Below are 14,242 nucleotides of genomic sequence, written 5' to 3'. Positions count from 1 at the left end.
CACCAACGCAATCGTCAGCACCGATCCCACGTTCACCCGACGCGTGTTCGACCTGAACGATTATCTGAATGCGGGCGAGTTCACGCTGACGCCGACCGACATCGAGTCGATCAATGGAGCTCCGTTCCCGGACGGCGATCACACGCTGTACTTCTCCGCGATCGACGCACTCGGACGCCAGAGTCAACCGACCGAAGTGTCATGGACGTGCGACTCCTCGGTGGCGCCCGAGCTGCAAGTCGGCGTCACGCCCATCGGTAACGAGTACCGCTACGTGATCACGGCGACCGGTGCTGCGGAACTCTCGCGACGACTCGATTCGATTTCGGTTCCGATCCCGACGGACGTCACTGTCAGCGACCTGGTCGTTCCCCCGACGTGGAGCGTCTCGGTTGTTCCCGGATTGGATTCCATCACGTTGGCGGCGATCGATCCGGCTGTCGACGGTTTGGGTGCCGGGGATCAGCTGACGTTCGGTTACACGGCAACCACCGCACCGACCGCCGGATTTGCGACCGCCACGGTCGCGGACTTGTCCCAAGGAGCGACGACGGGCGAATTGCAACTTGCCATGCAGATTCCCTCTTCGGCCGCTGCGGTTGCCGTCACCGACTACTATTCGTCGTCGGCATCGGCGGTGCTAACGGTTGACACGGCAAACGGCTTGCGTGCCAACGACGCGGCCGGTGTGTCGGCGATCGAATCATTCGATCCACAAACACGATGGGGCGGCGTGGTCAGCGTGGCGCCGGACGGTAGCTTCACGTTCACTCCCGGCAGCGTGTTTGATTCGCTTGCCAGTGGCGAAACGATCACGGACAGTTTTACGTACTCGCTGCGCGATAGCGGCAATCAACCCGCAACAGCCACCGTCTATCTGACCATCAGCGGAGAGAACGCTGGTCCGACCGCGGTGGACGATCTGGCGACCGAGCTGACGCCGACGCTGTACACCCGCGCCGGCGTTCCCGTCGCAATCAATCCGGCCGACTTGATCGTCAACGACTTCGACCCCGACGTCAATGATCGATTGACCGTGACATTGATCGCGCCCACCAGTCTGCGCGGTGCGTCGATTGGTCTGGTTGACGGTGATTTCGTTTACGATCCGACCGGGGTGGCCGCTTTCGACAACCTTGCGGCCGGTGAGCATCTCTTTGACGAAATCACTTACACGGTCTCGGATCCTTCGGGGCTGAGCGACACCGCTGTCGCACAGATCTGGGTGCAAAGTCGCATCAATCTTGCTCCCACGGCGGCACCGACGTCGATCACGATCAGTGAAGACGGCGAGATCGACGGGGGGACGTTCGAATCGTTGCTGGTCGGGGCGACCGACGTCGACCGCTTGCCCGCCGATGCGGCTTTGAGCATGGTGCAAGAAACGGTGACCAGTTCAATGGGCGCCACCGTGATCATCGCCGCCGACGGCACGTTCGTCTACGATGCATCCGGATCGCCCGGGATTCAATCCTTGGGCCCCGGTGAGACCACCAGCGACAGCTTTTTGATTCGCGTCACCGATGGTTTCGACGACTCGGCGACCGAGTGGGTGACGTTGCTGGTGACGGGGATCAATGACGCCCCAACCGCCGTCGACGACTTTTACGCCGGCGTCTCGGCCGACGGCTTGCTGACGACCACGACCGCCAATGGTCTGTTGGCCAACGATAGCGACATCGATTCGCCGCCGCCGTTGCTGATCGACCCCAGTCAGACAGATCTGTTCAGCGCCGGCGGTGCACTCGTGACGCTGCGGCCGGACGGAACGTTCGACTACGATCCATCCGGAGCGTTCGCGGAACTGGCCGAAGGCGAAACGGCAATCGATACGTTCCAGTACGTGGTGCTCGACGAACGAGGCGCCGAATCGATCGCGACGGTACGGATCGAAGTGATCGGAGTGGACGATGCACCGATCGCCGGTACCGACGGAGTCGAACGCGGATTCTGGACCGTTGCGACGCAGAAGATCGAGGTGCCCGCCAGTAACGGAGTCTTGGCCAACGACACCGATCCCGACGCGGCCAGCAACGGAACGATCCTGGAAGCTTCCTTCGACGGATTCAGCCAATACGGCGCGCGTGTGATCGTGTATCCCGACGGCAGCTTCAGTTACGACCCGACGGTCAGTGCGACGATCGCGCAATTGCAGGCCGACGGGATCGATGTCGTTGATACCTTCACGTACACGGTGCGAGAAGTCGCACCGCCGGCGGCCTCGGGCGATCCGCCGCCGCCCGCGGTTCCGGCTGCCGATGGTGAAGATCCCGGCGACGGCCCCGGCAATGCACTCGCCGGTCCACCGCCGCAAGCCAGCAGCGAAGGCGTCGTTGAGGTCATCCTGCGGGCAAGGCCGTCCAACTACAGCTTTGACCTGGTCGTCGACAACCTTGGCGAGATCGGCAGTGGCGTGTCGATCAACAACAAGGGCAACGTGGCGTTCCAGACCACCAATGGCGGAAGCGATTTCCTGTACATCTGGAGCGAAGATACCGGCGCGTTGTCGCTGGTGCCGGAAAGCTTTGTCGGCGGCGGCAACCAAGTGTCACAGCCGCCCAACAACGGGACCGGCGGCGTGCCGACTGCCCTGTTCAGTCATATCGTTCAAATCAACGACCAGGATCGCATTTTTGCCCAGCGACAGATGAACGCGGCGGCGATGTTGGGTATGCCCATCATGGGGATCCCGATCCTGACATTCACCGATGTCTTGTTGACGTATGCGGAATTGTGGAACGGCGAGCGTGTGCTCGGCGGTGATCGGTATGGGACGCCAACGCAAATCGGGGTGGGCGATCTCGGCATCGCCAACGCCGGGCTTCGTTGGGGCAACCCGATGATGATCGATTTGCAGCTGGTGACCATTCTGGGTGGTCTTTTGCCGGGCGTCGTGGGATTTGCGATCAGCGCCTCGTTCCAGCTCGTTCCGCGAATTTGGACGCTCAATCCGGTCTGGTCCAGCACGTATTACACCCCGGTCAATCCGGTCTGGAACGTCTTCCAAGACCCGGACAACTTTAATTTTGACGTTCTCAACGCGGTCTCGTTGGCAACCTCGCTGGCGCCGATCTGGGTGCCGCAGTTGTACGTCACGCCGTTCGTCGCGATCTATCCGCATTCGGCATCGGTCAACAACGCCGGGCAGTCGATCTTTGTGGCCAGTACGAACAGCAGCGCGGGAGATCCGGGGTTGAATCTGGTGACGTACGGACATCAGGGACGCCAGCCGTACAAGTCGGTCGGGATCGATCGGCCGATCAGCTACGCCATGATGGCCGACACCGGCCACAGTGTTTACACGACCCAGGGCGGTGACGTGACGATCGTCGATTTCGATCTGAACGAAACGAGCAGCAATGAGTTCACGGCGTATGGCGATCGGGCCGCGATCAGCGATAGCGGGTACGCCGCCGTCGCCGGTGACGGACCGATGGGAGAAGGCGTCTACGTCATCAACGCCCGCGACGGCAAGTGGGCAAAGGTTGTCGGCATCTCGGGCGACGGAACCCTGGACGCCAACGAGGTCGAGATCGATGGCGAGGACGTGGGATCGATTCAGGCGATCCTCGGCGGCCCGGTCGGAATCAACGGCCCCAAAGTCGGCGAGGAACCCGGTACCCCGTTCTTCACCATTTCGTTCATGGCGATGGCCGATGGAAAAGAAAGCCTGCACGCCGTCAATTTCTTCCCCGGCGAGTTGGAAAACGACACGCTGTTTCGTCCGCTGTTCATCGGGCTCAATCGTGTCGTCACGCTCGGCGAATCGTTGCCGGGAATCGGTCGAATTGATGAAGTTCGCGGCTTTGACATCATCAACAACTCGGGCCAGATCGTTTTTACAGACGGCAAAAAGGTAGTCCGTGCCAATCCGCCGATCAACGCGACCGGCGATTTGATCTACGCCTTCGAACGCCGGCCGATCAGCGAAAACGAGGTCTTTCAACGCGATGCGGGGGCCGCGGTCGCGCGGTTCATCGCCGGCGACCCGACAGCCACCGCCAGCCAATTCACCGCGACGATCGATTTCGGTGACGGAACGACGGGCGAAGGCACGATCGTCCCGATGGACGATCTGCCGTTGGCGTTTGAAGTCGTTGCCGAACATGAATATGACCGTGAAGGCCCCTACGCGATCACCGTTCAGATCACGGACAACAAGAACCGAACCGGCGGCGTCGCGGTCTCGCTGGCCAACATCGTCAACACAGTCAACGAAGAAGACATCGAAAAGCTGGTGTTGGTCGACGACGACGGCAACGATACCACGCCCACCATCCAAAGTTTTGCCTCGCCGCTGAGACCCGAAGGGGACCAGGGTGGTGGGCAGTCTTGTCGCGTGGAACCCCCGAGCGACGAAGAGATTCGATCGGCAGGTCTGTCGACCCGTGCCACCTTCGATCGGTCGTCGGGAACGTTTGACGTCGTGTCCGTCGGTTACGGCGGATTCGTTTACTCCTACGGATTGGCCACCGCCGGCAGCGACGGCCAAGGCGAGCCCAACGCCAGCCAATCCGGCGGCGGGTCGTCGATCAATATCCGCAAGGTGCTCGCCAGCGGCAGACTCGACCCGATTTCCTTTGCCGCAAGTTCCTTCCTTGTCGATCGCTACGAAACGGCTTTCGACGGTTCTAGCGAAGGCGTCAGTTGTTTCAATACCAGTACGATCTCCGAACGATCGGAAACGGAAGTCCGTTCCACCAGCCAGTTTGTGGACGAAAAAACCTTCGACGACGGCGTGATTGATTGGGTGCTGACCACCGACAAGACCAGCGAATCCTTTACCCGCGGTGAACGCTTCGTCGATGGTGATTTGCAGTCCCAAATCGACAGTCTAATCGGTGGCAGCGGTTCAGCACTGGTCGGTGAGTTTACCGTCCGTGGCACGGACAACAGTCACGAAGTGCTGCGCGAATCTGGACCTGTTCATTCGATCACACGCGAGTACACGATCGACACCGAGTCGTCGGTGGATCACCGCGGCGGACGTCAAACGTTCAGCTTCGTTCACCGCACCGACACGATGTCTTCCTTCCGTTCAGTCGGGATGGTTTCGCGTGAAGACTATGACATCACGATCACGCGGGATTCCCAAACCACAATCCTTGAACAACGCCAACGGACCGGGCCGAGGGACATCAATACCACCGGCACCAGTCAATTCAACTCGACGACGTTCAAGTCAGGCAGCGTTGTGGGGAGCTTTTTCATCGAGACCACCTCCACCTCTTCCTCCGACACGACGACCACGGAAACCAACCAAACCCTGACCAAGAATTCAACTGCAACTGCAAATTCTTCGTCCCTCATGGAAGGGAGCGGGAACGCCGAGGCCGGCAATTTCAGCTTTTACACGTCCAGCCTGTCCGAGTCGATGGTCGATTCAAATACGGACAACCAGCAGCAAAGTTCGCAGTCCACCCAGCAATCCGCCACACGCGTGAACGTCAGCCAGCGTGGCAATTTCTACGAAGGCGATTACACCAACCAGGAAACGCGACACACCGATTACTCTTCCAACAGTCGCACCGAAAACCAGACCTCCGTCGTCACGTCCGAGTCGACCGGCAGGCAAGATCTGACCGCGTACGCGACGGGCAACAAAAAGAGCGGCGACTTCTCCATCCGCGAACGCAGCACTTCCTCGGACACGACCGAAACGACCCAAACGAATCAATCCGAGACCAAGACGTCTGAATCGACCACCGAAACGAGCGGCGAGTCCAATAAGGCTGGAAATGCCAAGGCGGGTGATTTCGAATTCGACGGATTCAGCTATGCCAACGTGGTCACCGTCAAAGCGACGACCAACGGGCCGCTTCGCACCGAGACCGATGAAACCGTCGAATCAGAAACTCGCTATGAGGGCTCCGGTAGTTCGCGGTCGGGAAACGTTCGCAAAACCGAAAACGCCATGACCGAGACGGAGTCGCAACGACGATTGGTCAACCAAACCCAGTTCAGCACGACCGATACCAAGTCGAAACGGACCGACAGGGTGGGCACCGATTCCAATACCGTCACGGGCGACTACACACGCACCGTGGAAGGGACCACACAGGGGACTCAACGAACGACATCCGACAATCAAGACCAAAGTATCGTCACCACGGTCCGAACAGATTCATCCGATCGTTCGACGACACAGGGCAACGCCATTTCAACGGATAAATCGACCAGTTCACGGTCAACGTCCAGCGAAACCCGTGACGTCCGCGATTCCATTGTGACCCCCACGCTGTTGAGCCAGACTGATTTCACGCATTCAGAATCCTCGACCGTGGCTGTCGCCAACGAATCTTCTAACAGCATCGTCGGGAATTTTAGCAGTCTTCAGGTCATTGACGTCGACTCACAATCGCGTCACACCCAGCACAACCAGACGTCGACAAAACTGGTCACGTCAGAAACGACGTCCCACCAAGAACTCGACTCCACGGGGAATTTGATCAGCGGCGCATCGGTCTCTTCGGACACGTCCTTCAGCACGACCGAAACGATCTCCGGTTCGTCCAACGGCCCATTGATGATTCCCAGAGCTCCGTTTGCGACCGAAAACCCGATCCGCCCCGAACGAATCAACGGCGATTCGACCATCCAAGTGGATTCCGTCGTGAATGCCACGTCCAATTCCATTACCGGCATCTTCAACTCGGTCTCGGATTCAACTGTCACGCGGAACTCCAACTCGCGCCGCGAAAACATCTCCAGCTACACCGAGACGGCAAGTCGTTCGACAGAGGTGACGCACTCGGAATCCGATGGCAATCAGATCACCGGAGATGTGGTCATCACGACACTTGAGGAAACCGAATCAGACCACGGTTCCAACCATTCCAACCAAACGCTCACCGACCAGGAATTCGGCACTTCCGAGACGACTCGACGGTCGACCGAAGACGGGAATCGCTTCACCGGCGACTTCACCGTGCTTAGCAATTTCTATTCGGACGGCGCCACGCTCGTCACACGGACCAATCAAACACTGACCGAGACACGTCGGACCGGGACCACCGCCGACGGTCGCGGAACGGAATTCGTCAACCGTGTGACCGGCGATTCCACCAGCCAAGAAAACACCTGGGTCGGAGCCAGGATCGAAGTCAGTGCCACCAATCAGGATCAAACCAATACCTCCCTGACGACCTCCGATAGCACCACGCAGATCAATCGGACCAGCAATCGATTCACCCAAGATTACTCAGAGTTGCGGTCGGGCGAATCCGAAATCATCGTCGCACAAACCTCTGTCAACGGTTCACGTACGGTCCAGACCAATGAAACGACCGACGCGACCTCGTCCAGCCTAAGCAACGGAAACCGTGTCACCGGCTACTTCGAAGGCAATGAGGTGATCCAGCACACGGTCAGCGGCACCACGCTGGTGACCCATCAAACCTATCGAGAGGAAGGTACGTCGACCTCGACACGTCGAACCGAAACCGAGCGCAGCGGCAACAGCGTAACCGGGCACTACATGGACTCGTGGACGACCATCGGCGGTTCCGATTCCAGCCAAACGATCACCAATCAATCCCTCACTAATCTGGTAACCGTTCAGACAACCGGAACCTCATCCGGGACCTCCTCGGGGAACAATTTGTCCGGCGAGGTGGTGCGTTCGGAGGGCGGTGCATCCGAGGTGACTCGTGTGGAGACGGTCACCAACGGATCGCTGACATCGGCCACGACGTCGGTCAACGTCGCGACCTCGCAGAGCAATTCGGCTGGTAACCTGATCATCGGAGTTGTCGACACGGAGTCAATGTCTGACGAAACGGTGACTCATACCGAAGTATCGACGAACGGGACACAGACCACTGAGGTGTCCGTCACCGACCACTCGACCAATGAAACGATGCGTCACGAGCAGCGTGTTCTTGGCGACACCCGTTACGTCTCCCGATCGATTGTTCAATCGGACCGATCGACCGAAATGACCAATAACGGCCTCCGAAGCGTCAATGAAACGGGTTCCGAGAGCGAACGTTTGATCGAGTACGGCGGCAATTCGATCACCGGCATCTTCACGCGTGAGGAACAAACCGAAACCGAATCCGCTGCGACCGAAACCGAAACGAATCGAGGCCGCTCGGAGTCCTTCACCGCGACCGGGTCACAAACCACGCACGTGACTGCGATGGGCAACTCGATCTTGGGTACCTCCAGCGGTCGCAACCAAATTGAAGATGAAAGCACGGTGGTGCACGCGATCTCCAACCAATCACTGTCGGTCGCCGCGACTGTCGACGAGTCGTCCACCCGCATTCAAGACTTTATGTCCAACTCCATCAGTGGAGAATCCAGTTCAACGACCGAAAACTCCGGCACCCGCACACGCGTCGAGACAGTCGTCAACGGCACGCTCAATGCCTCCGTTTCAGAATCGTCAACGTTCTCGTCTACTGCGACGCGGACGAACAACACCATCACCGGCGATTTTACGGACACGAATTCCGGCGAACAGTCCTCGCGTATGGATGGCAGCGACACCAACAAATCTCTCTCGGTTTCCTACGTCACGACCGTCGATACCACATTTCAATCCGACAGCGGCGGGAATGCCGTGACCGGGGCCTACACCAAGGCATCCACCAGCGAGTCCACCGAGGTTCGTACCTCGACCGATACCAACGGGCCGCTGACGATCGATGCGGTCACGACAACGGTCACCAACATCATTGAGTCTGGAAGTGGAGATTCCGTGGCGGGCAGTTCGGCCACCAACGTGGTGACGATGACGGATGTCACGATCGATCAAACCGACACCAATCAGTCGCTGACCGTCAACATTGACGCGACGAGCAATTCACGTGTCGAAGTCGATTCGACCCGCAACGAGTTCAGTGGCTTGGTCACCGATGAAACAACATCTCAGTCGAGTGGCGTTCGCACCGAGGTGGCCAGCAACCAGGGCTACGGTTCGACCGTCGTGACGAAGTATTCGTCTCAGTCGATGTCCAGCACCACGGGAAATGATATCACCGGAGCGATGGTATCGACCAGTTCCGGGACGTCATTGGATGAAACGATCTCCCAAAGCACGGTGCAAACGGAGACTGCAGGTGAGACGATCACCGTGAATGCGTCGTTCAGCAGCGAATCGACCTCCAACGTGATCACGGGCCAATTCGCCAGCGACTCGCAGAGCGATTCCGAAACGATCGTGATCGCCACGGTCGACAATCAGACGCTTGATGCCGACAGCACCTCGACGACCACGTCCGCGACGACGTCCTCGGAGTCCGGCAATTCGATCACGGGGGACTACAGTTCCAACGTGACGACGATCTCCGCAGGTTCAGGCACGCAGCGTGATGTAAATCAAGTCTGGGTCATCAATGCGGTTTTCAGTAACGACTCCGAGTCTCAAACCTTGGAAACCGGCAACCGAATCGACGGAACCTACGCGGCGACCGTGACCACGGCCGAAACCAGTTCCCATTCAGAATCGAATCTCGTCAACCCGAATTCGACCAGTGCGTCGACCGACAACTCGACATCGACCGTGACGAGATCTGGTGACCACGTGACCGGTGCGTATTCGTCGACCACGATCAAGGATTCCGCGACGACGTTCAATGAGACCTATGCGTACCTGGATCTCAGCGGGACTCGTACATCCAGCACGAGTTCACACACCATGTCGACGTCCGATGGGAACGTTTTGATGGGCAGCGATGACACGACGGCACGCACCGAGTCTTCAACCGCGGGAACCTCGACGGAAACCAATCAAGGGATTGTCACGGTCGACACAACATTCACGAATTCACTGGTTAGCAACACCGAAAGCGGATCGAACAGGCTAACGGGGCAATATTCCAGCCTCACGACGGACGTGTCCAGTTACTCCAGTAGCGAAACCAGTTCCAATCAATCACTCAGTTTGGCTGTCACCGACTCAGGGAATTCCAATGTAACGACGACCCGTTCGGGTAACAGCGTGGTCGGGGCGTTTGCCGAAGTTGTCGATTCCAGTGCCAGTCGATCGGGCACCGAAACGACCACCAATCAAACGCTGACCAGTGTCATCGAGGTCACGTCCAGCAGCACGTCGCAATCAACGACCACCGGGAACGATTATTCGGGGAATTCGGCGTTCACTTCATCGGGCAGCAGTTTGACAACGAAGGCGCAGACCGACACGAATCAAACGCAGACGATCGAGCTAGCCGAAACCACCACCTCGACCAGCACCGGGTCGGGAAGTGAGAACGCGATCACCGGGGCGTTCACCTCGGCGGGTGAATCGAGTCAATCAACGACCAGCGATGAAACACAGTCCAACCAGACGCTGGCGGGAACGATGCATCGTGAAGCCACGACCACGATCACCGACACCGCGTCTGGCAATCGCATCGTCGGTGACTACACGACCCAGTCGATCATGGAATCGTCGGCGACCGTTTCTGCCACGACCACGAATCAGACCTTCACGGTCATGACCACACAAGTCGAGTCGGACGCTTCGACCAGCACCGAAACCGGCAATTCGAGATTCGACACCTACGAGACAACGTTTACTTCAACCAGCACTGTCACCACAAACCAATCCAAAACGAATCAAACGCTGACGGAAACTGCCGCCACAACCAGCACGACAGAATCGAGCGGCAGCCGAAGCGGAAATCGAACCAGCGGCGAGTACACCGACGATGTGACCAAGGATGTCACGACAAACGGAACCGGCAGTGCGACGAATCAGACGGAATCCAGCACCAGCGAAACGGGGGAGACGTCGCAGGAGGTTATCAGCCAGATCGGCAATGACATCACCGGTTTGTTCACGTCCACGTCGACGACCACTTCCGCGGCCACGCAGGATCTGGCCGAAAGCAATACGGACCGCTCGGTCATCGGCGCCGCCAGTTACAACGCGTCGGTCACACGCGAAACCACGGGCAACAGTGTAACCGGAGCCTTTGCCGAAACGACGACCACCATCGATACGTCCTCGACCAACCAATCGGGCACGATCGGCGACCGCTCGTTCACACTGACCGAAACGACGTCGATGACGGGAACCTCCACGTCGACCGGTAACCGAATCAGTTCGGAAGTCACGGTCGTCTCTTCGTCGACGGACGAATATGATTACACCAAAAACACGACGTATGCGGACGGTAGCGACACGAAAACGGCCATTCGCAGCGGCTCCAACGAGGCTTCTTCGACAAGCAATGCGATCACCGGAATCTACTCGCTAACGTCAACGGCATCCCAGTCAACGTCGTTGAACGAATCCGGCACGCGAACCGAATCGTATTCCGCAACGTCGACCTCCGAATCCACGTCAACGACGACGGACTCTGGCAATTCGATCGTCGGATCATTCGATCGTTCAACCGATGCTGACTTTTCCAGTGCGGTCACGCGGAAACTGACGGATGCCGCTGGAACGGTGCTCTCGATCGACGAAACGTCCTCGGAAGAATCCACCGACATTCAAACCGGAAACGAAATCACGGGGCTTTGGAGCAGCACCGGAGCGTCGCAGTCGAGCCTGGTCACCACACAGTCCGTCGTGACCGTCGACGGGTTGCACGATCACACCGTGGTCAACAGCGTTTCCAGCGACACATCATCGACCGGCAGCGGCAATTCAGTCACGGGCGAGGTCGCCGGTCAAGTCGACTCGACAACCATCACCACCCTTTCCCAGGACGGTCTTGTGGGCGGGGTCACGATCGATTTTGATTCCACTTCGACCGAGGTGGCGCAAACCGATACGACCGGAAATCGCATCACCGGTGCCTTCCAGCACGTTACGACAGCCACCGACACCTACTCCTTTACACAATTGGTGGACCGCGGCGCAAACGGCGAATCAACCCTCAACGGCAGCGGCGTGAAGTCCTACAGCCGCTCTGTCGACGCGGACGCCCTGACCGGTGATGCCACCAGCACGACGACGGGGACCGACACCTACACGTTGAATCAATCCGGGACAAACTCCTCCGGGGTCTTCTCCGTTGAACTCGATGGCGAGGATGCCTTTACTGAAACGGAAACGTCGAACTCGCAGACAGGCGTTTTCAATCGGCAATCCGACGTGGCAGGGTCCGTGACGGGGTCACGTACGATCGGCTCGGTTACCACTGCGTTTACCGAAGCCATCGACCAGGTCGTCACGCAAAACGGCAATTACATTGACGGCGACATCGACATCAGCTTCGCCGGCAACGGACGGTATGATTCGCTGGTCGATTTCGTCGAAACGTCCAACGCCGCCGCCGGCACGCCAGGCATGCTGGACCATTCGCCGACCGGCGTGCCGATGTTCATGGGCGCCCCGCCAGCGCTTCCGACCGCCGGCGGAGCCGAAGCCTTGACCGCCGTCGCGGCCGCCGCCGTCTCCTCCTGGACCGTCGCCACGACCGGCTCACTTGCCGGAGCCGCTTTCCGTGGCGTGCAGGCGGCTGCGATGGAGTCGATTCCCGCGGGAAGCAGTTTGTCCGGCAGCGCGGTGATGCAGCAATACACGTTGGCCGGCGCCGATGCGATCGAGCAGTACTGCTTCCCCGCCGGCACCGAAGTCTTGTTGGCCGACGGGACGGCAAAGCGGATCGAACAGATCGCTGCCGGGGATCGTGTCGCATCGGCGACCTTCGACGAGGATGTGGTCGCACTTGAACAGAGAGCCGGGCAATGGATGCACGCGACACACGCAGCGACCGCCGCGCTGGATCAGCGGTTGCTCCGTCCCACAAAGCAGACGACCGGCGGCACTGTGAGCCAGACGTACCACAATTCCCCGCAGCAATTGATCGACATCCATCTCGGCGATTCCAAGATTACGACAACGGCGGGACACCCGTTCTTCGTCTTGAATGCCGAAGTCGAATACGATCACCATGCCACGCCGCCCGCGATCTCTCTCGCCCATCGCGGCACTTGGAAACTCGCCCGCGACCTGATGCCCGGTGATCCGCTGGTGACGGCCGACGGAATCGCATTGACGATCACCGCCATCACGCCGAACGAATCTCCCGCCCAGCCGGTGTACAACTTCTGCGTCGCCGAGCACCACAACTATCACGTTCGACTGCCCGGCACTGATCACTTTGTCCTGGTGCACAACGACTCGTTCGGGTTGTACACCTATGGCAACGCGCTGATCCCGGTTTTGATCGAAGAACTCAATGATTGGGCGGCGGATGTCGCAAACCGCACCCAGCAGATGATTCAATGGGTGAAGGACAACACCCTGATCGATGAAGTACTGGTGGGGCTGTCCAACGCGTTGACCGATGCGATCAACGTGCGGGTGATCCAGGTCGGCGCGATCGTCAGTGTGTTTGACGCGGAGACCGGCAAGGCGATCATGGACGCCGGTCGCGAGGGGATGCGTGACAACACGTTGTTCGGTGTGAAATCGACCACGGTGGCCATGGCCGGACTGTCCGCCGTCGCGACCGTCGCCACCTTTGGTTCGGTCGGCGTGATCATCGTGTCGGCCGGCGCCGTTTATGGCGTGCTGGATGTGACCACGCGTGCCGACCTGAGCGGGAAATCGGTTCAGTTCAATGAGGCGTTTCGGGGCGCGATCAACGGCATCTCCAATCCGTTTGGGGCGGCGTTCGGCTACGTGATGGGATCCAACGCGGTCGCCAACAGTAACGCAGGCTCGCGTGCGGAATTGCTGGCCGAATACGACTACAACAATCGCATCGGCACCGCGATCGGCAGCATCTTTGGAGGGCTTGCGGTGACCGGCCATGCGGCGTTCATGCGTAGCGGCAGTATCACCTACGCGATGAAGGCGATGTCACCGGGTGTTCTGGGGGCGGTGGGCGGAATGGCCTATGGGCATCTGACCGGCCAAGACCTTGCCCGGACGATGGAGATCGCCGCGACAGCCTCGTTTGCGGCCGATTTTGTCGGCGGGTTGTTCATCAAGTGCTTCGTCGCCGAAACGCCCGTCTGGGTGCCGGCCGATGGCCTCACCGAAAGCTTCTATGCCGAACAACCGACAACGGTCGGCCCAGGAGCGTTTGACGGCAGGATCACACAAATCGGTGCCGGCGTGTCGCTTGCCATCCTCGCATCGATGTCCTTCGCCGCCCTGATGCGATCCAGCCCGGGACGCAACGAGGAACAGGACGAGCAGGAGCGACGTCGATCAAGCGTCGATTCGGTGTTCGGGTCGGCCGATGAGGACTGGAAGGATCTGGCGGACGTGCTCTGGGGCGATCCGCTATTGCCGCATCGGCGCAAGCCGACATTCAGATTCAGTTGA

The 14,242-nt window shown here is 59.1% G+C and carries 1 protein-coding gene (only partly in view); it reads left to right on the top strand.

Annotation, left to right across the window (positions count from 1 at the left end; all coding sequences use genetic code 11):
• Positions 1-14,242, top strand: the 3' end of a protein-coding gene (locus TBK1r_RS35940; protein WP_145220840.1) for a CARDB domain-containing protein. 27,701 nt of this gene lie to the left of the window's left edge; 14,242 of the gene's 41,943 nt are visible here — the last part of the coding sequence; its start codon lies off the left edge, out of view; its stop codon occupies positions 14,240-14,242.

This window comes from Stieleria magnilauensis, assembly GCA_007753675.1.
Taxonomy (GTDB): domain Bacteria; phylum Planctomycetota; class Planctomycetia; order Pirellulales; family Pirellulaceae; genus Stieleria; species Stieleria magnilauensis.
This window is presented reverse-complemented; position numbering and strand designations above follow the sequence as displayed.